Raw genomic sequence first — 17,419 nt, 5'->3', positions numbered from 1 at the left:
CAATGATGATCCAGGTCAAACGCCGTCAGAAATACTCGGCGTTGGCCGGGCACTGGGCGGCGAGGCGGCGGGCGGTGATGCTGGCCGGCAGATAGGGCGTGCCGCGCGCCAGTTGGGCCCCGCCGCGGAAAGTGAAGTTCTCGGGCTGATAGGTGCCGTGCAGGCGGACGTTGACGCGCCGGCCCTTGCGGTCGGTGCAGGTTCCTTCGAAGCGGGCGTTGCCGTTGCCGACCTGGCGCACCGGATAGGTGCACTGCCAGCGGCGGGTCGAGAGGCCGCCGAAGAAACGGTTGATCTCGCTGGGCCGGACGCACTTGGTCTCGGTGTCGCGAACACCGACCGCGCTGGTGGTGTATTGCCAGTAACCCGGCAGGACAGTGTCGGCGCTCGACTGCGGCGCCATGGCGGCGCGGGGCGCGGCGGGGGCGGCGAGGAACAGGGCCCCGGCGATGACCGGCGCGGCGGTCGCGGCTATGCGGACAAGGACGGAAGGGTTCATGGCGGTCCCGGAGTTGAACATCGGTCTCATGACCAGAGCGGTACAGGGTGGCAATTGAACGGCGGCTGAACGGCTCCGCCCGGTAGTCCGAGTCTTGACGGGACGCGGACTCCTCCTCTATACGCCCCCCTCTCGCGCGGGATGACCTCCCGCGCGCACCTGTTTCATGCGTCCGCTTCGTATCGCGGACCGCTCCGAAGGATAGTCAGATGTCGCGTCGTTGCGAACTCACCGGTATCGGCCCCATGGTCGGCCACAGCGTGAGCCACTCGAACATCAAGACCAAGCGCCGGTTCCTGCCGTCGCTCAAGGCCGTCAAGGTGACCTCGGAGGCCCTCGGCCAGACCTTCTCGCTGCGCATCTCGAACGCCGCGCTGCGCACCCTCGACTACAAGGGCGGCCTGGATCCGTTCATCGTCAAGGCCAAGGACGAGCAGCTGTCGATCGCGGCCCAGCGCATCAAGCGCCAGGTCAAGGCCAAGCTGGCCGAGCAGGCCGCCGCCGCCTGATCGGCGACGCCATTACGATTTGAGGGGGGCCGGTGGAAACGCCGGCCCTTTTTCTTTGCCTGCCGGGGCGGCACTGTCCGTCCATGACCCGGGACCAGATGTACGCCTACGCCCTCTCCCTGCCCGATGTGGAGGAGTCCACGCTGCACGGGGTCCGTTGCGTGCGGCTGCGGGGCAAGCTGCTGATCAATGACACCCGCCTGCCGGACGCCGTCTCCCTGTCGCTGGACCACGGCGACATCGACCTGCTGATGGAGACCGAACCCCGGACCTATTTCAAGACCCCGCATTTCGAAGGCTGGCCCGCCGTCCTGGTGCGGTTCGCGGCCGCGGACGACGACCGCCTGCGGGACCAGATCGACAAGGCCTGGGCGCGGCGGGCGACCAGGGCTCAGCGAAGGGCCCGCGGCCTTCCGGCTTAACGGTTGCACGGCTGCAGGCGGGCTTTAGGCTGGCTCCGATCCACCGTCGGGAGTTGTCCGTGTCCTTGATCGCCTGTCGCGCCGCCCTGATGGGCGCATCCCTGATCGCCCTCTCGGCCTGCGTCACCACGGCGGCGACCGTGGAGCCGGCGGCGGCCCAGGCGGGCCCGGCTCAGGCCGCCGCCCGCGAATCGACCGCCTTCACCCTCGGCACCGACCAGCCCCGTGCGGCCGAACAGCTGGCGGTGACCTTCGACAAGGCCGACCTGACGATCAAGGTGATCCCGGACGAGAAGGCCATCGACGCTGTCGCCCTTCTGGACTTCACCGCCATCGCCCCGGTCGAGCGTCTGGTGGTCGAGCTGGATACCCTGCTGACCGTGTCCGCCGTCGCGGTCGACGACGTGGCCGTTCCCGCCGACCGCTGGTCCAATCCCGAGGGCCGGATGACTGTCGAGCTGGGGCGAACCCTGGCCGCCGGAGAGACGGCGCAGCTGCGCATCGCCTATGCCGGACAGCCCCGCGTGGCCCCCCATGCGCCCTGGGACGGCGGCTTCGTCTGGGCCACGGCGCCGTCGGGCGAGCCGTGGATCGCCACAGCGGTCCAGCCCGAGGGCTGCGACCTGTTCTGGCCCTGCATCGATCATCCGCTGGCGGAACCCGGCCGGGTCGACCTGCACATCACCGTGCCCTCGAACCTGTCGGCGCCGTCCAACGGCAAATTCCTCGGCGCCGTCGATCACGGCGACGGCTGGACTACCTGGAACTGGTCGGCCGCCAACCCGAACACCTACGCCATCGCCCTGAACATCGGGCCCTATGTCGAGATCGCCGACACCTACCAAAGCCGCTTCGGCAACCGCTATCCGATCCAGTACTGGCATCTGAGGTCGGACGACCCTGCGAAAGCGCGGGCCCTGTTCGACGAAATCGCTCCGATGCTCGACTTCTATGAAGCCACCGTGGGCCCCTACCCCTTTGGCGACGAGAAGATGGGCGTTGTCGAGACGCCGCATCTCGGCATGGAGCACCAGACGATCAACGCCTATGGCAACGGCTACAAGCTGGACGGCCGCGGCTTCGACTGGCTGCTGCACCACGAGCTGTCCCACGAATGGTTCGGCAACCAGCTGACCAACCGCAACGCCGACGACATGTGGCTGCACGAGGGGTTGGGCAGCTATATGCAGCCGCTCTACGACCGCTGGCTCAACGGCGAGCGGTTCATGGAGGCCTCGCTGCTGGAGCAGCGACGCGGGCTGATCAACAAATTCCCGGTCGTGTCGGGCGAGGAGAGGTCCGAGGACGAGGTCTACCAGGGCGACGTCGGCCCGGGGCTCGACATCTACAACAAGGGCTCCCAGATCGCGCACAGCCTGCGCATGCTGATCGGCGACGAGGCCTTCTTCCGTTCGGTGACCCGGCTGGTCTACGGCACGGCGATGCCGCGTCCCGGCACGTTCCAGCCCCGCTACGGCACGACCGACGAATTCCTCGCCATCGTCAACGAAGAGACCGGTCGCGACCTGACCTGGTTCTTCAAAGGCTATCTGTACCAGGCCGCCCTGCCCGATCTGCGCCAGACCCGGGCCGATGGCGAACTGACGCTGGAATGGGTGACCGGGAACGGCGGGGTCTTCCCCATGCCGGTGGAGGTCGAGATCGACGGCCGCCGCCAGACGGTGGCGATGTCAGGCGGACGGGGGCGGATCGTCGCGCCGGCGGGCGCCCACATCCTGATCGACCCGGACAACAAGGTGTTGCGCCGGCTCGAATTTATCGAGGCGTGGAAGGCGGCAGGCGGCGCGGACGACTAGATCGCCTCTGCGGTCACCGACTGGCGGACCAGTTCGCAGCGCCCCTGTGTCGTCAGGAAGGCGATGTCCGCCGCGTCGCGGCCGCAGGCGATGCGCACCAGTCCCTCGACCGGCGCGAGCCCGGTCGGGTCGACCAGCCACCAGCCGTTCGACAGCCAGACTTCGAAGATGGCGTGGAAATCGGGCGGCGTCAGCTGGTGCGCATAGGCGCTGACGGCGCGGGCGGGGATGCCGGACGCGCGGCACAGGGTGATGCCCATGTGGGTGAAGTCGCGGCACACGCCGGCGCGGTCGATGAAGGTGCGGGCGGCGGTGGTCTCGCTGTCCGACACGCCGGGCTCGTAGTCGATCTCGGCCCTGATCCAGTCGAGGATCTTCAGCACCCGGTCGCCGCCCACCGTGCCCCCGAAGGTGCGCTCGGCGAACCGGCCGAACTGGTCGGACGGGCAGTATCGGCTGGCGTTGAGATAGGGCAGAACCTCGGCCGGAAGATCGTTCCAGTCGTGCTGGACGGTGACGGGGGGCAGGCCCTTGAGCGTGCCGTTATCGACCACGGCCTCATAGGTCAGCGTCACCTCGCCCGACAGGTGCGCGCGCAGCGTCCTCGCGCCGAACTCCTCGTCCTCGCTCTCGATGAAATCGACGGCAGGGTCGGTCGTCAGCCGCTCTTCGATGAGGGTCTGGCCCGGCCAGTGCGCCACCTGGATCTTGTAGATCGCGTCGGTGGGCGGGTCGAAACGATAGACGAGGTCGGCGCGGACACGAATTTTCATGGGGCCGGCCTGCGCCGACCCCATGATTTCGTCAATCGATCACGACGTTCGAAAATCAATCGCTCTCGGAATCGTCGTCCGAAACAACCACGACCGCAGCCGCGATGACGCCTGCGATGGCCAGGAGGCCGATGACCGGAATCCCCGCGAACTCGCTGGACGATTCAGCCTGCGCACCGACACGGTCGCCGACGCGGGTCGCCGCCTGGCTGGATGCGGCGGCCTGGCCTGCGATCAGCAGACATCCGGCCGTGATGGCCGCAAGTGTTTTCTTCATTGGTATCTCTCCCGATTACCTCGGGACCTGAACCGGGAACGGCCGGATTTGGTTCCCGTCTGGAGCGAGTCTCTTTCTCAAACCCGCCGACACCCGGTCGAACAATGATCCTGTAAAACAAGGGTTCGCGAGACGCCCGAGCCGCGAACGGTTGTATCCATCCGGCGCTCGCGCGCGAGTTCCGTCGGCGATCAGGGCTCGAGCTCGATGTCCCAATAGAGGTAGTCGAGCCAACTCTGATGCAGGTAGTGCGGCGGAAACCGGCGGCCGAACTCCTGCAACTGCCAGGCGCTGGGCCGATGCGGGGCGCGACGTATCGGCATCCCCGCCTGTTGCGGCGTGCGTCCCCCCTTCCTCAGATTGCAGGGACCGCAGGCGGCGACGATGTTCTCCCACGTTGTGCGCCCGCCCCGGCTGCGCGGAATGACGTGGTCGAAAGTCAGCTCGGTCGTCGCGTTGCAGTACTGGCAAGCGAAGCCGTCGCGCAGGAAGACGTTGAAACGGGTGAAGGCGGGTTGCCGGTCCTGATCGACATAGTTCTTCAGCGCGATCACGCTGGGCAGGACGATTTCCATCGAGGGACTGCGGACGACCTTGTCATAGGTCGAGACCACGTCGACGCGGTCCTGGTACACCGCCTTGACCACCTCCTCCCACGGCCAGATCGACAGCGGATAGTAGGACAGCGGCCGGAAGTCGGCGTTGAGCACAAGCGCCGGCCAGCCGGACGGAGGGCGGCTCAGGACCTGCATCAGGCCCTCGCCGTGCGAACGGGATTTATCGACGCGACCGGACTGAAGACACGTCTCCTTCCCTGGCTGTGCCGGAATCCTACGCCTGATTCGACGGCTTGGCGATGACGGCGCCGAGACGGTTGCGCGACGGTCAGCTGCGGGTGGCGGCGCCCGGGAAGGCCGGCAGGCTCCATCCCCAGACAAGGGCCCCGGCGCGCAGGGCGAACCCACACGGCGCCGCGATAAGGGCGGCCGGCCAGGCGTCGAGGCCGAACAGGCGCGCTGTCACGAAGATGGTGGCCGCCAGCAGCGCGGCCGAGACCGTGATCTCGCGCCGCAGCAGAATCGATGGCTGGCCCGCGAGGAGGTCGCGCACGATGCCGCCGAAGCACGCGGTCAACGCCCCCATGACGATGCAGATCAGAGGCGCGACGCCGAACAACTCCGCCTTGGCAGCGCCGAACACGCCGTAGGCGGCCAGGCCGATGGCGTCGAGCCATAGCAGGGCCCGGAACCGCCACGGCCGGGCCCCCACCATCCACACCGCGACCGAAGCGGCGACGCAGACCGCGATGTAGCGCCAGTCGCCGACCCAGAAGACGGGAGCGCCGATCAGAAGGTCGCGCAGGGTGCCGCCGCCCACGCCCGTGATGGCGCCGAAGAAGGCGAAGGTGACGAGGTCGTGCCGCTCCCGCGCCGCCGCCAGGGCCCCGGTCGCCGCGAACACCGCAACGCCGGCGAAGTCCAGCGCGCCCAGAACGGTTTCCGGGGTGGCGAGGGCAGGGTCGACGATCGGGGTCACGCGGCGGGCTCCTCCAGCGCGATCTCGCCGCGCTTGACCGCTCCATACCATCCCCACAGCAGATGCGCCGCAATGCTGCGATGGGGTCGCCACGCCTCGGCCCGGACATAGGCCTCCTTCTCCCGCGGGCGCAGCACCGCGCCGTCGGCCCAGCGCATCGCCTCCTGCAGGGCGATGTCGCCGGCGGGAAAGACGTCGCGCCGCCCCTCGCAGAACATCAGGAAGGTCTCGGCTGTCCATCGACCGACGCCCCGGATGGCCGTCAGGCGGGCGATGGCCTCGTCATCCGCAAGCCGCTCGAGATGGTCGAAGTCGATCCGCCCGTCGACGTGCGCCTGGGCGATCTCATGGCCGTAGCGGGCCTTCTGGCCGGAGAGGCCGAAACCGCGCAACGTCTCGACATCGCGGGCCAGCACGGCTTCCGGCGTGATCTCACCCTCCAGCCCCTCGACCACTCGCCGCCAGATGGCTGCGGCGGCGGCGACCGAGACTTGCTGCTCCACGATCATGCGGAACAGGCCCTCGTAGCCGCCTGTGCGCGAGCGCCATTCGAAGGCCGGAGTCCGGGCGTCGGCCTGGGCCAGGGCGGGATCGGCCGCGATCAGCGCGCGACGGGCGTCCGCGATCTCGAGCGGCGTGGGCGCGGGGATCATCGGACCTCATCGACAGTGTGGGACGCGGGATTTAAGCCTTCCCCATGCACAGTCTGGACGATCTTCTGCACCCGATCACCCCCGTGGCGTTCCGCGAGGCCTACGAGGGCCGGAAACCGCTGCATATTCCCGCCGGGCAGGGTGCGCCGAAACGAGCGATCCTCGACTGGGCCGGGTTCAACCGGCTGCTGAACCAGAGCTCGATCTGGAACTCGGCGTCCCTGAAACTGGTGGCCAACGGTGAGCCGATCCCGCCCGCGCAGTATTGCATCGCCTCGCAGACACAGGCCGGTGCGGTGGTCCGCCCTTCCCCCGCCAAGGTCCAAACCCTCCTGAGCATGGGCGCGAGCCTGATTGCGGGCGAGGTTGAGGCCCTGACGCCCGAGTTCCAGGCGCTCTCGACCATGCTGGGGCGAACCTGGGCCGCCTTGGTCGGGGCCAACATCTATTGCTCATTCGGCGGCGTGCAGGCGTTCGGAACGCATTTCGACCTGCATGACGTCTTCGCCATCCAGACCGAGGGCGAGAAAACCTGGAGGCTCTACCAGAACCGGGCCGAAAATCCCGTCGCCCCGCCCGACGAGCCCGACCCGCGCTCATGGTTCGCCCGCACCCGCGGCCCCCTGATGCAGGAGATCCGGATGCGGCCCGGCGACGTCCTTTACCTGCCGCGGGGTTGGTACCATGACGCCCTGGCGACCGAGGGCGCCTCACTGCATGTGACCTTCTCGGTGACGCCCTTGTACGGACGGGTGCTGTTCTCCCTGCTCGAGAGCGCCGCCTTGCAGGACCCGGCCTTCCGCGCCTGGCTGGCCCCGGCCGCAGCCGAAGGCGGTCGCGCCCTGTCCGAACAATTGGCCGACCTCGGGCGCCGGCTGCAGGCGCTCGCCGCCCTGCCGGAGTTTCGCGACGAGATCGCAATGGCGCAGGAGCGGCTGGTGGCCCGGCCCTCCACCTACACCCTGCCCGAGCGACTGCCGCTGAGCCTGTACCGTCCCACCGGCCTGGCGGCGCCGCAGATCGACGGCCCGGCGCGGGTGGCGGTCGCCTGGGCGCTGGGACAGCAGCGTTTCGCCCTCGAGGATATGATCGCCCAATTCGATTTCGTTTCCGAGGCGGCGATCCGCGAAGCGGTGGCCGTGACCGAGCGGGCAGGGGCGCTGGAGCGGGTGCGCCTGGCGTGAGCTTCGTCACCCGCTTTGCGCCTTCGCCGACCGGCCGGCTGCACAAGGGCCATGCCTTCTCCGCCCTGACCGCCTGGACGGCGGCGCGCGAGGCGGGCGGTCGCTTCATCCTGCGGATCGAGGACATCGACCCGACGCGCTGCCGACCCGAGTTCGACGCGGCCATCCTCGAGGACCTGGCGTGGCTGGGCCTGGACTGGGAGACGCCGGTCCGGCGCCAGTCCGAACACCTGGCGGACTACGCCGCCGCCGTTGAGACCCTGAACCGGCGCGGCCTGCTGTACCGCTGTTTCCGCACCCGAAAGGAGATCCTCGACGCCATCGGCGACGCGCCTCACGGCCCGGCCGAGGCTGTGCGGCCGGGTCCGCATCCGGCCGACGAGGAGGCGCGCCTGCTGGCGGAGGGGCGGCCCTTCGCCTGGCGTTTGTCGCTCGACCGGGCGCGCGACACCCTGGGCGGCGCGGCCTGGGACGGCCTGTCCTTCGTCGAGGAGGGAAAGGGACCGGAGGGCGAGACCGGAATGGTTCAGGCCCGGCCCGGGACGGCGGGGGACGTCGTGCTGGCGCGCAAGGATGCCGGGACGGCCTACCATCTGGCGGTGACCCATGACGACGCGCTGCAGGGCGTCAGCCACGTCATCCGCGGCGAGGATTTGTTCGAGGCGACGCATATCCAGGTGCTGATCCAGGCCCTGATGGGCTGGCCGACGCCCGTGTACAGGCACCACCGGCTGCTGACGGGACCGGACGGCCGGCGGTTCGCCAAGCGGGACGGCTCGGTCACCCTGGCTCAGTTGAGGGCCGACGGCATCACGCCGGAGGCGCTGAGGGCGGAACTGGGCTTCTGATCAGACGGCCAGCCGTCCCTGCGCCTTCGCGGCGGGGAAGACCACCTCGGGATCGGGCTTGTCGGCCGCCGCGCCGGGGCCGCCGATCGACCGCAGGATGTGGCGGATGATGTTGAGGCGCGCCGTCTTCTTGTGGTCGGTGGCGATCACCGTCCACGGCGCCGTGCGGTGGTCGGTCTGATCCAGCATGCGGTCACGGGCGGCGGTGTAGTCGTCCCACCGGTCCTGGGCCTCCGCGTCCAGCGAGGAGACCTTGAACCGCTTCAGCGGATCGGCGACGCGGGCGGCCAGCCGCTCGGCCTGCTCGGCCTTCGAGATATCCAGCCACAGCTTGATGATATTGACGCCGCCGTCGGCCAGCATCCGCTCGAAATGCGGGGCGTCCTTGAGGAACTGGGCGTACTGGCCGGGTTCGCAGAACCCCATCACCCGCTCGACCCCCGCCCGGTTGTACCAGGAGCGGTTGAACAGCACGGTCTCGCCCTCGGCCGGCAGGTGCGGGACATAGCGCTGGAAATACCACTGGCCGGTCTCGCGCTCGGTCGGCTTGGGCAGGGCGATGACGCGCGTCTGGCGCAGGGCCATGTGTTCGGTAATGCGCTTGATCGCGCCGTCCTTGCCGGCGGAGTCGCGCCCCTCGAAGACGATCACCGTCTTCACGCCCTCGTCGATCGTCCATGCCTGGGTTTCGACCAGCAGCGTCTGCAGGCGGACCAGCTCGGCTTCGTAGTCGTCGGTTTTCTTGCCCATGAAGCCACCGTGCGCCCGCCGGGAGCGCACGGCAATGTTGCAGATCGATTGCGCACCGGTTGCGGTCGGGGCCGCAAGCCGCCGCGTTCCTGTCGCCGAACTCACGTGCATGGCTCCCCGCCCCTGTCGTAACCTGGCCCGACTGTTGAGGGGATGCCCATGATCGCCAGCCGCCGGACCTTGCTGACCGGACTCGCCGCTTGGCCCGCGGTGATCGCCCTGCCCCGCCTCGCCCATGCGCAGGACAGGGCAGCCCGCGCCGGGGCGGCGCTGGACGCGGCCTTTGTCGGCGGCCCGCCCGCAATGGCAGCCGCCGTGGTCGGACCCCAGGGCCTGATCTGGTCGGGCGTGCGCGGCGTCCGCCGCGCCGGCGGCGACGAGCCCGCCACGCTGGACCAGCGTTGGCACCTCGGCTCCAACGGCAAGGCGATGACGGCGGTGCTCTACGGCCGTCTGGTTGAGCAAGGCCGGGCGCCATGGGGCGCGACGCTGCAGACGCTGTTTCCGGACGCCGCCATCGACCCGGCGCTGGCCCCGGTCACCATTGACGATCTCCTGTGTCACCGCAGCGGACTGCTGGACCGGGACATTCTCAGCCGCGAGGTCCTGATGGCGGGGCATCAGGATCAGCGTTCGGCCCGGGACCAGCGCAGCGACTTCGCCGACATCGTGCTGGGCAAGCCGCCCACCGGTCCGCGCGGGACGTTCGCCTATGGCAACGTCAACTACACCCTCGCCGGAGCGGCGATCGAGCGGCTGACGGGCCAGCCGTGGGAAGAGGTCATGGCGGCCGAGCTGTTCACGCCGCTGGGTATGACCTCGGTCGGCCACGGCGCGCCGCAGGGCGAGAATCCGTGGGGTCACCGGATGATGGGCGACCAGCTCGCCGCCGTCGATCCGGCGCGCGGGGCCGACAATCCCGCCTTCATGGGGCCGGCCGGGCGAATGCATATGACCGTGGCCGACTACGCCCGGTTCCTGTCCCTGTATCTGAGCGGCGGCGGCGGCGCAGTCCGGCCCGGGACCCTGGCGCATCTGCTGACCCCGCCTGAGGGCCCGCCCCCGGCCTATGCCTACGGCTGGGGCCTGCAGGCGGGGCAGGCGTGGGCCGCGGGCGGTCCGGCGCTGGCGCATGAGGGCTCCAACACCATGTGGCACGCCATCGCCCGCGTCGCGCCGCAGCGGGGGCTGGCCGTGCTGTCGCTCGCCAACGAGCGCACCAGGGGCGCCCCGGCGAACCAGGCCCTGGCCCAGGCGCTGATCGACATCCACGCCCCCGCCTGACGGCTCCGCTTTGCGTTGGCGGTCCGGCTGTTTAAGGCTGGATCGGGCATGGATCGCGACTTCGCCGACTTCTGGAATCTGCTGTGGGAAGCCGGCCTCGGCGTGTGCGCGGCCTTCGCCCTGCTCAACGCCTTCGCCCCGGCCCAGGACCTGCCGTGGAAGCCGCTGGACCTGAGCCAGCCGATCGGCCAGGCCACCGCCGCCAAGGTGGCCGATTTCGAGCTCGCCCGCAGCGCCGCCCCGGAAGAGACCGCCGCCGTCACCGAGGCCTGCATCCAGGTCCTGCGCGACGCGGGCGTCACGGTCGAGCGGGCCGGGGACAAGGACGACGGCGGCTTCTGCGTGGTGCGCGGGGCGGTGCGGATCACCGGCGGCGCCGTCACCCCCCTGCCCGGCAATCCCGTGATGCAGTGCCCGCTCGCCGTCCGCTACGTCATCTGGGACCGCCAGGTGCTGCAGCCGGCGGCGCAGGCGGCGTTCGGCAGCCGGGTGGCGAAGATGGACAGCGTCGGGACCTACAGCTGCCGCCGCATCTATGGCCAGACCAGCGCCAGCGCCAAACCCAGCGAGCATGCCCGGGCCAATGCGCTGGATCTCGGCGGCATGACGCTCGAGGACGGGCGCAAGGTCTCGGTGCTGGCCGACTGGGACGGGACCGGTCCGCGCGGGGCCGAGGGCCAGGGCTTCCTGAAGCGCATCCGCGCCGGGGCCTGCCGGGTGTTCTCGACCGTTCTGACGCCGGACTACAACGAGGCCCACCGCGACCACCTGCATCTGGATGGGGCGCCCCGCGGCCTGTGCGCGTAAAGGGGGGGCGCCTGACGGGCGCTAACCCTGTTCCCCGCCCGGACGACTCGGTTTGCGGTTGACCGCTTCCGGTTTTTCGAGAGAGAAATGCCCCCGCAGTCCGGATTTCGCGCGGCCTCCACACCCGTGCCCGCTCCTTCACTGAATGAGCTCGTCCAGATGGGCTGTCGGGCGTCCCCACGGGGGCGTTCGCCTGGAAAGCGCGTTCAGGAGACGCAATATGGCGACCGGCACGGTCAAGTGGTTCAACCCGACGAAGGGTTTCGGCTTCATCCAGCCCGATGGCGGCGGTCAGGACGTGTTCGTCCACATCACCGCGGTGCAGAAGGCGGGCCTGCAAGGCCTCGATGAAAACGCCAAGGTCGAATACGAGCTGGAATCCCAGCGCGGCAAGACCTCGGCGGTGGATCTGAAGCTGCTCTGATCCCACTGACAGCATCATGAGACGGGCGCGGAAGCTTCGGCTTCCGCGCCTTTCTTTTTTAGGCCGCGGTCGTCGGCCCTTCGGGACCTCCCGACCCGACGCGGCCCTTCTTGTCTAGGCCGCGGTCGTCGGCCCTCCGGGACCTCCCGACCCGACGCGGCCTTTCTTCTTAGGCCGCGGTCGTCGGCCCTCCGGGACCTCCCGACCCGACGCGGCCTGCGCTCCACTGCGCCAGCACCACCCCCGCCAGCAACGCCGCGGCCCCGCCCAGCTGGGCCGCGGTCATGGTCTCGGCGAACAGCCACCAGCCCAGCATGGCCGCGACCACCGGCTGGATCAGCACCGTCACCGCCGTCAGGGCCGCCGGCAGCCGCCCCAGCGCCCAGGCCACTCCGCCCTGCCCGGCCACATGCACCAGCCCCAGCCCGGCGCAGGCCAGCCAGCCGGCCAGCGACGCCGGCGCCAGCGGCTCGCCCAGCGCGACCGACACGGCCAGCAGCATCGGCGCCCCCAGCGCCGTCGACCACAGCATGATGCGCCCGGCCGAGACCCGCCCGCGCAGCACCTTCACGGTCAGGAAATAGCCGGCGTACCAGAGCGCCGTCACCGCCGCGAAGGCGTCGCCCAGCCGCGGGTTCGCCCCCTGCCGCCCGTCCGCCCCCGCCGACATCGTCCACGCCCCGAACAGCGCCAGCGCCAGCGCCGCCAGAAACAGCGCCCGCGGCCGCTCGCGGAACATCAGCCATGCCGCCGCCGTCACCACCACCGGCGTCAGATTGGTCAGGGTGGTGGCGTTGGCCACCGAGGTGAAGGCGATCGAATAGTGCCAGAAGCTGAGGTCCAGCACGAAGAACAGCGCCGCCAGCGCCATCAGCCCCGACGGCCGCCCGGGCCCGCCCTCGCCCACCGCCTGCCCCGGGCGCGAGACCAGCAGCCACAGCCACGGCAGGGCGAAGGCGAAGCGCCAGAACCCCGCCGCCGCCGGGCCCGTATCGGCCAGCCGCACGAGGATCGGCGCCAGCCCCAGCACCGCGGCCGAGGCGAGGAGGATCAGCAGGGCGGCGGTGCGGGTCGTGGGCATCTTCGCCGTATACGTCCTTCTCCCCTTGCGGGAGAAGGCGCCCCCGGAGAGGGCGGATGAGGGGTGAGACACTCATGCCTCCGACAGGCCGCCAGTCGCCCGACAGCGAGACCGCCGAAACAGCCCCCTCATCCGGCCCACCGGGCCACCCGTCGGGCGTCGCCCTCCACCCTCGAGGGGAGAAGGAAAACTAGGGCCAATCCTTCGCCACCCCGTCCGGCAGACCCGCGTCCTCCCGCCACGCCGCCCGATTGCCCTGCAGCGTCGCCTCGTCCAGCCACGCTTGGTGATACAGCCGTCCCTCCTCCGTCCACATCCCCGCCGTCCAGCCGTACCGCCGCGCCCAGTCCCGGTCCCGCGCCGCCGTCTCGGCCGTCAGATGCGTTTCCCGCCACCTCAGCACGAACCCGAGGTGCCACAGCGGCACCGCCTCCAGCGCCCCGCCCGCCATCGCCTCGGCCAGCCGGCTCGCCACCGCCCGCGTCTCGGTCAGCCGGAACTCGAACTCGTCCCGCTTTCTTTCCGCATACCGCTCCCACCCCTCGACCGGCTCCGGAACCGGGTCCGGCTGCGGCTTCCGCTCCCAGGCCTCCTCGGCCCGCCGCCGCCACAGATTGGCCAGCCCGACGTCATACCGCTTGGCCAGCGACGCCCCCGTCGCCCCGCCCTCCCAGGCGCGCCGTATCTCGGCCCAGTATTCGTCGGATCGGATGCGGGGCGGATCGCGCTCGTACATGGCGCGCAGTATCAGCCGCCGCTGCGTCAAAACCGGACGTAGGCGCCCGTGACCCCTCTCCCATTGGGAGAGGGCTTGAGCGCACGAGCGCGAAGCGGTCGTCCTTGCGCTCAAGGGTGAGGGTCGACCGCCGGGGGGCGGCTTCGCCGCTTCGCCCAGCCGACCCTCATCCGACGGGGCTCCGCCCCGCCACCTTCTCCCATCGGGAGAAGGATCAGGCGCTCCCCCCCTTCCTTTCGTCATCCTCCGGCGCGCGCAGCGCGACCGGGGGACCCATCGTCATCCTCCGGCCGGCGAAGCCGGACCGGTGGAGGCTCCGAAGGCGATCTGTTCAGGCAGGTTGTGGTCGGCGGCGGTGCGCTCGACAGGTTCGCGCTCTCGCGCGCCACTGGGTCCTCCGGTCGCGGCGCTGAAGCGCCTTGCCGGAGGATGACGAAAGCTGGGGAAGTTGTTCGCCGCCGAGAATCCGGGGCATGGTCGCACATGAGCGAAGAAGAAGACGCCTTCGAGGAAGAGATTTCGCGCGACGAAATTGCGCTGGAGCCCGGCGAAGCAGCCGACCCGCGCTCGCTTGTCGAACGGATGGTCCCCCCAGACCTGCTCGAGAAATACGAGGTCTACAGCTACCGCAGCGCCGCGACGATCTTGTCCGTCAGCCACCGCGAGGCCTTCGACGAGCTGTGTCAGGCGCTACGGGAATTCATGATCACGGAAGCGATGATCCGGACCGCCGGCGGGAACGAATCCGACATTCCGAAGCTGCTATCGGCAAGCCTTAGGCCGAAGGACTGGCGCGAAACCATCATTCGCGGAGACCTTCATGTTCAGAAGATCGCCAAGCGGTACGTGACCACCGGCAAGACCGGAAAAGCGCTGAAGAAGCCTCGGTACGAGAAGATGCCCCCCGAGACTCTCACGAGGGCGAAGTATCTGGACGGACACAAGGTCGACTACGTCAAAGGCAAGGTCGCGTTCGATCTGGAGTGGAACAGCAAGGATCAAACCTTCGATCGCGATCTTTATGCGTTCTCCGCCTTCGCCCAGACCGGCGTGATCGACGTCGGCGTCCTTGTGACGCGCGGCACGGAGATGACCGACTTCATCAAGGGATTGGGACCCGCCTTGACCAAAAGCGGTCAGATCGAAATGAAGGACGGGAAGCCTCGGACGACGGCCGCCAAGTACGGTGCCAGCACCACCTGGATGGGCAAGCTGCTCTATCGATTGAATGCCGGCCGAAACGGCGCCTGTCCCGTTCTGGTGTTCGGCATCACCCCCGCGTGTGTGAAGGACTGATCCCGCGCGAGGGCTGCAATCACTGGAACAAAAGCCGAACTGTGGTGTAGCTAATCCGTGGGTGTTTCGTGGCTGTCGCGTTACCCTTCGTAACGTGCGGCCCGATTCGTTTTCGGGCGCGGAGTGATTGAATGGCCTACGACGCCGAACAGCCGGATCCCATCGAGAACCTGCGCGCCTTCGCCAACGGCCGGAAGTTCCGCACGATCCTCGCCGACCCGCCGTGGCAGTTCCAGAACCGCACCGGCAAGGTGGCGCCCGAGCACAAGCGGCTGAACCGCTATTCGACCATGGACCTGAAGGCGATCTGCGACCTGCCGGTGGCCGAGGTCGCGCAGGACACGGCGCACCTCTACATGTGGGTGCCGAACGCCCTGCTGCCCGAGGGGCTGGAGGTCATGAAGGCCTGGGGCTTCAACTACAAATCCAACCTGATCTGGCACAAGATCCGCAAGGACGGCGGCTCGGACGGTCGGGGCGTGGGCTTCTATTTCCGCAATGTGACCGAGATCCTGCTGTTCGGAACGCGCGGCAAGAACGCCCGCACCGAGGCCCCGGGCCGCAGCCAGGTCAACATGATCCAGACCCGCAAGCGCGAACACAGCCGCAAGCCCGACGAACAGTACAATCTGGTCGAGGCGTGCAGCACGGGGCCGTATCTGGAACTGTTCGCGCGCGGCGAACGGCCGGGCTGGGCCGTCTGGGGCAATCAGGCAGACGAGACCTATGCGCCGACATGGAAGACGTATTCGTACAACTCTTCGGTGGCGGCGGAATAGAGGGCCTCAAACTACTCGCTACCGATAGTCTGCAATATAGCCCTCTGCAACTCAGCGCCGAACGGGTAATCAGATAATATGATCTGCGCTCTCGGCGATGGCGAGTTGAGTATTACTAACATCCGCAGGAGACTGTGAATCGGCATAACAATTTTCGCTGGTTTATCAGCCGTTTTCCAAGCCTCGTAAACTTGGTTTAGCATCTCTTGCAGATTTTTCTTCGGCTGCCTGAGCACAGCATCAACGTCTTCCAAGTTCTTTAAACCCGCTGCTCGCAGGGTTAAGAGAAGCGCTACAAACGGATTAGAACTTGGCCGACGAGTTTGCTCTATATGGTAGCCATGATTTGTAGCCAATTCGGCGAACCGTTTCAGATTCTTATTCTCTTCGACGAAGATTCCAACCGATTCACTATCGATAAGAAGGCCCAAATTGCCTTTCTTGATCTCCTCCGCGTATGATTTCCTGAGCTCAGCCGTTTCTCGCATCAGCACGGAAAATTGGTCGTCCGCGGTCTCAAGAAGAGCGCTAATCCTGAACAATCTCCTGCGCAGAGGCTTCGGTGCCTCGATAGCGCTCTTATAGCGCAACCTCCAGTCAATAACTGCCCACGCATGCTGGAGTATGGTTCGAACCTGAATCTCGACTTTCAGCCCTTCGTACCGACTAAACTCCGGAAGTTTTAGTCGTTCTGCATTATATGCAGCCACAAAATGGACGGAAAGATATCCGAAGCGGTCAGGATCCGCATCTTCGATCTTGTCTACAGAGTTGGACTCATCAATATCAAAGTGATTTCGGATTATTTCACAAATCTGATAACATTCTTCGCGTAAGAATGAGACTACTCGGACACCTGCAAGATCGGTGATATCCTCAAGGTTATCGTACCGACCTTCTTTCTCGGGCCGGAGAACCTTCCCCCGTAGGCTGTCAGCATCCTTCTCCCGACTCTCAAGTCGATGGTAATCGATGTTGGCTTGGCGCAGGAGCTCCTTGGTCAGGTTCTCAACGCTAGCTGAAAAATCGGCGTAGAGCGCGCGCTTCTGCTCATACTCCGAAGCAAACCGGTCCGCCTTGGCCTGCAGCTCTTCGTGATTGTCCGACAGCTCGCCCCCCTTCCCCCCCCGTGCGCCCCAAGAGGCCAATAGGGCAGGACTTAACGTTTCCCCACCATATCCTTCTGGAACTCCAGATCCAGCAGCTTGATCCGCTTGACCATCTACAGCGGACACCCCTACCGCCCCTTCCTGAACGCCTCCGCCTTCTCCGCCGCCGCGTCCGCCCGCCACCGCTTCGGCGCGGACTTGTCGACCGTCTCCCCCTCGGCCGTCAGCACCTCATTGGCGAACTCGAGGTCCATCAGCTTCATGCGCTTGATCTCGTCGCGCAGGCGGGCGGCCTCCTCGAATTCGAGGTTGGCGGCGGCGTTGCGCATGCGGCCTTCGAGGTCCTTGAGGGCGGCCTGGAAATTCGTGCCGGTGAAGGGGCGGGACTCCTCCTTCACGCCGGGCGCGGTCAGCTTGTCGAGGGCGCGGGACTCATAGGGGCTGGCCATGATCTCGCGGATGTCGCGCTTGACCGACTCCGGGGTGATGCCGTGTTCGGCGTTGTAGGCCTCCTGCTTCTCGCGGCGGCGGTTGGTCTCGGCGATGGCGCGCTCCATCGAGCCGGTCATGCGGTCGGCGTAGAGGATGACGCGGCCGTCGACGTTGCGGGCGGCGCGGCCGATGGTCTGGATCAG

21 protein-coding genes are annotated in these 17,419 nt (G+C 67.8%); 10 read left to right on the top strand and 11 right to left on the bottom strand.

The annotated features are described in order from the left end of the window. Positions 1 to 25 precede the first annotated feature (25 nt). Entirely contained in the window at positions 26 to 499 is a 474-nt protein-coding gene (locus V6M45_RS08335) for a DUF3617 domain-containing protein (RefSeq protein WP_332655424.1), read from the bottom strand. 209 nt (positions 500 to 708) lie between these two features. On the opposite strand from V6M45_RS08335, the gene rpmB reads away from it, so the two are divergent. The 3 genes from rpmB to V6M45_RS08320 all read left to right on the top strand — a co-directional run bounded on the left by rpmB (position 709) and on the right by V6M45_RS08320 (position 3,247). Continuing rightward, positions 709 to 1,008: a 50S ribosomal protein L28 gene (gene rpmB, locus V6M45_RS08330; RefSeq protein WP_332655423.1), complete on the top strand. Its 300-nt coding sequence runs from the start codon at positions 709 to 711 to the stop codon at positions 1,006 to 1,008. A gap of 83 nt (positions 1,009 to 1,091) precedes the next feature. Beyond that, on the top strand, positions 1,092 to 1,430 hold the full coding sequence (locus V6M45_RS08325; RefSeq protein ID WP_332655421.1) for an MmcQ/YjbR family DNA-binding protein: 339 nt from the start codon (positions 1,092 to 1,094) through the stop codon (positions 1,428 to 1,430). Between the two features lie 59 nt (positions 1,431 to 1,489). Continuing rightward, positions 1,490 to 3,247 carry a M1 family metallopeptidase gene (locus tag V6M45_RS08320; RefSeq protein WP_332655419.1) on the top strand — a complete coding sequence of 586 codons (1,758 nt, stop codon included), beginning with the start codon at positions 1,490 to 1,492 and terminating at the stop codon, positions 3,245 to 3,247. On the opposite strand, the gene V6M45_RS08315 is transcribed toward V6M45_RS08320, so the two are convergent. The 5 genes from V6M45_RS08315 to V6M45_RS08295 form a co-directional block, all read right to left on the bottom strand. Further along, positions 3,244 to 4,020, bottom strand: coding sequence for a transglutaminase-like domain-containing protein (locus V6M45_RS08315; RefSeq protein WP_332655417.1), 777 nt, complete (start codon positions 4,018 to 4,020; stop codon positions 3,244 to 3,246). The two genes, V6M45_RS08320 and V6M45_RS08315, sit on opposite strands and share 4 nt — an antisense overlap. Before the next feature lie 55 nt (positions 4,021 to 4,075). Further along, on the bottom strand, positions 4,076 to 4,297 hold the full coding sequence (locus V6M45_RS08310) for a hypothetical protein (RefSeq protein ID WP_332655415.1): 222 nt from the start codon (positions 4,295 to 4,297) through the stop codon (positions 4,076 to 4,078). A 191-nt stretch (positions 4,298 to 4,488) separates the two neighbouring features. Further along, entirely contained in the window at positions 4,489 to 5,049 is a 561-nt protein-coding gene (locus tag V6M45_RS08305) for an HNH endonuclease (protein ID WP_332655413.1), read from the bottom strand. A 133-nt stretch (positions 5,050 to 5,182) separates the two neighbouring features. After that, the gene (locus tag V6M45_RS08300; protein ID WP_332655411.1) at positions 5,183 to 5,833 is read right to left on the bottom strand and encodes a trimeric intracellular cation channel family protein; all 651 of its coding nucleotides are present in this window, start codon (positions 5,831 to 5,833) and stop codon (positions 5,183 to 5,185) included. Further along, positions 5,830 to 6,486: a DNA-3-methyladenine glycosylase family protein gene (locus V6M45_RS08295; protein WP_332655409.1), complete on the bottom strand. Its 657-nt coding sequence runs from the start codon at positions 6,484 to 6,486 to the stop codon at positions 5,830 to 5,832. The genes V6M45_RS08300 and V6M45_RS08295 overlap by 4 nt, the downstream gene beginning before the upstream one ends. 44 nt (positions 6,487 to 6,530) lie before the next feature. On the opposite strand from V6M45_RS08295, the gene V6M45_RS08290 reads away from it, so the two are divergent. After that, entirely contained in the window at positions 6,531 to 7,670 is a 1,140-nt protein-coding gene (locus V6M45_RS08290; protein ID WP_332655407.1) for a JmjC domain-containing protein, read from the top strand. Beyond that, positions 7,667 to 8,518 carry a tRNA glutamyl-Q(34) synthetase GluQRS gene (gene gluQRS / locus V6M45_RS08285; protein ID WP_332655405.1) on the top strand — a complete coding sequence of 284 codons (852 nt, stop codon included), beginning with the start codon at positions 7,667 to 7,669 and terminating at the stop codon, positions 8,516 to 8,518. The genes V6M45_RS08290 and gluQRS overlap by 4 nt, the downstream gene beginning before the upstream one ends. Here gluQRS and ppk2 read toward each other — a convergent pair whose 3' ends face one another. Further along, complete coding sequence (gene ppk2, locus V6M45_RS08280; protein WP_332655402.1) at positions 8,519 to 9,268, bottom strand: polyphosphate kinase 2; 750 nt, start codon at positions 9,266 to 9,268, stop codon at positions 8,519 to 8,521. Positions 9,269 to 9,427: 159 nt separating this feature from the next. Between ppk2 and V6M45_RS08275 the strand changes: the two genes are divergently transcribed. The 3 genes from V6M45_RS08275 to V6M45_RS08265 all read left to right on the top strand — a co-directional run bounded on the left by V6M45_RS08275 (position 9,428) and on the right by V6M45_RS08265 (position 11,783). Continuing rightward, positions 9,428 to 10,552: a serine hydrolase domain-containing protein gene (locus V6M45_RS08275; RefSeq protein WP_332655400.1), complete on the top strand. Its 1,125-nt coding sequence runs from the start codon at positions 9,428 to 9,430 to the stop codon at positions 10,550 to 10,552. A 48-nt stretch (positions 10,553 to 10,600) separates the two neighbouring features. Further along, complete coding sequence (locus tag V6M45_RS08270; protein ID WP_332655399.1) at positions 10,601 to 11,359, top strand: extensin-like domain-containing protein; 759 nt, start codon at positions 10,601 to 10,603, stop codon at positions 11,357 to 11,359. 220 nt (positions 11,360 to 11,579) lie between these two features. Continuing rightward, positions 11,580 to 11,783 (top strand): cold-shock protein, encoded by a 204-nt coding sequence (locus V6M45_RS08265; protein WP_183254651.1) that lies wholly within the window; start codon positions 11,580 to 11,582, stop codon positions 11,781 to 11,783. A 169-nt stretch (positions 11,784 to 11,952) separates the two neighbouring features. On the opposite strand, the gene V6M45_RS08260 is transcribed toward V6M45_RS08265, so the two are convergent. After that, positions 11,953 to 12,864, bottom strand: coding sequence for a DMT family transporter (locus tag V6M45_RS08260; protein ID WP_332655395.1), 912 nt, complete (start codon positions 12,862 to 12,864; stop codon positions 11,953 to 11,955). Between the two features lie 190 nt (positions 12,865 to 13,054). After that, positions 13,055 to 13,600, bottom strand: coding sequence for a hypothetical protein (locus V6M45_RS08255; RefSeq protein WP_332655393.1), 546 nt, complete (start codon positions 13,598 to 13,600; stop codon positions 13,055 to 13,057). A gap of 483 nt (positions 13,601 to 14,083) precedes the next feature. On the opposite strand from V6M45_RS08255, the gene V6M45_RS08250 reads away from it, so the two are divergent. Continuing rightward, positions 14,084 to 14,896, top strand: a complete 813-nt coding sequence (locus tag V6M45_RS08250) for a BglII/BstYI family type II restriction endonuclease (RefSeq protein ID WP_332655391.1) — start codon at positions 14,084 to 14,086, stop codon at positions 14,894 to 14,896. 131 nt (positions 14,897 to 15,027) lie between these two features. Beyond that, positions 15,028 to 15,675 carry an MT-A70 family methyltransferase gene (locus V6M45_RS08245; protein WP_332655389.1) on the top strand — a complete coding sequence of 216 codons (648 nt, stop codon included), beginning with the start codon at positions 15,028 to 15,030 and terminating at the stop codon, positions 15,673 to 15,675. A gap of 11 nt (positions 15,676 to 15,686) precedes the next feature. Here the strand turns inward: V6M45_RS08245 and V6M45_RS08240 are convergent, their stop codons facing one another. Both V6M45_RS08240 and V6M45_RS08235 read right to left on the bottom strand, forming a co-directional pair. After that, on the bottom strand, positions 15,687 to 16,910 hold the full coding sequence (locus V6M45_RS08240; protein WP_332655387.1) for a GTP pyrophosphokinase: 1,224 nt from the start codon (positions 16,908 to 16,910) through the stop codon (positions 15,687 to 15,689). A gap of 2 nt (positions 16,911 to 16,912) precedes the next feature. Further along, on the bottom strand, positions 16,913 to 17,419 hold a 507-nt coding region (locus V6M45_RS08235), incomplete at its 5' end, for a UvrB/UvrC motif-containing protein (protein WP_332655385.1).

It is taken from the genome of Brevundimonas sp. (assembly GCF_036676055.1).
Lineage (GTDB): Bacteria > Pseudomonadota > Alphaproteobacteria > Caulobacterales > Caulobacteraceae > Brevundimonas.
This window is presented reverse-complemented; position numbering and strand designations above follow the sequence as displayed.

Excerpts from the sequence above, each read along its gene's own strand:
- V6M45_RS08335 (WP_332655424.1), bottom strand. The coding sequence starts at position 499 with ATGAACCCTTCCGTCCTTGTCCGCATAGCCGCGACCGCCGCGCCGGTC.
- rpmB (WP_332655423.1), top strand. The coding sequence starts at position 709 with ATGTCGCGTCGTTGCGAACTCACCGGTATCGGCCCCATGGTCGGCCAC.
- V6M45_RS08325 (WP_332655421.1), top strand. The coding sequence starts at position 1,092 with ATGACCCGGGACCAGATGTACGCCTACGCCCTCTCCCTGCCCGATGTG.
- V6M45_RS08315 (WP_332655417.1), bottom strand. The coding sequence starts at position 4,020 with ATGAAAATTCGTGTCCGCGCCGACCTCGTCTATCGTTTCGACCCGCCC.
- V6M45_RS08310 (WP_332655415.1), bottom strand. The coding sequence starts at position 4,297 with ATGAAGAAAACACTTGCGGCCATCACGGCCGGATGTCTGCTGATCGCA.
- V6M45_RS08305 (WP_332655413.1), bottom strand. The coding sequence starts at position 5,049 with ATGCAGGTCCTGAGCCGCCCTCCGTCCGGCTGGCCGGCGCTTGTGCTC.
- V6M45_RS08295 (WP_332655409.1), bottom strand. The coding sequence starts at position 6,486 with ATGATCCCCGCGCCCACGCCGCTCGAGATCGCGGACGCCCGTCGCGCG.
- V6M45_RS08290 (WP_332655407.1), top strand. The coding sequence starts at position 6,531 with ATGCACAGTCTGGACGATCTTCTGCACCCGATCACCCCCGTGGCGTTC.
- ppk2 (WP_332655402.1), bottom strand. The coding sequence starts at position 9,268 with ATGGGCAAGAAAACCGACGACTACGAAGCCGAGCTGGTCCGCCTGCAG.
- V6M45_RS08275 (WP_332655400.1), top strand. The coding sequence starts at position 9,428 with ATGATCGCCAGCCGCCGGACCTTGCTGACCGGACTCGCCGCTTGGCCC.
- V6M45_RS08270 (WP_332655399.1), top strand. The coding sequence starts at position 10,601 with ATGGATCGCGACTTCGCCGACTTCTGGAATCTGCTGTGGGAAGCCGGC.
- V6M45_RS08265 (WP_183254651.1), top strand. The coding sequence starts at position 11,580 with ATGGCGACCGGCACGGTCAAGTGGTTCAACCCGACGAAGGGTTTCGGC.
- V6M45_RS08260 (WP_332655395.1), bottom strand. The coding sequence starts at position 12,864 with ATGCCCACGACCCGCACCGCCGCCCTGCTGATCCTCCTCGCCTCGGCC.
- V6M45_RS08255 (WP_332655393.1), bottom strand. The coding sequence starts at position 13,600 with ATGTACGAGCGCGATCCGCCCCGCATCCGATCCGACGAATACTGGGCC.
- V6M45_RS08250 (WP_332655391.1), top strand. The coding sequence starts at position 14,084 with ATGAGCGAAGAAGAAGACGCCTTCGAGGAAGAGATTTCGCGCGACGAA.
- V6M45_RS08245 (WP_332655389.1), top strand. The coding sequence starts at position 15,028 with ATGGCCTACGACGCCGAACAGCCGGATCCCATCGAGAACCTGCGCGCC.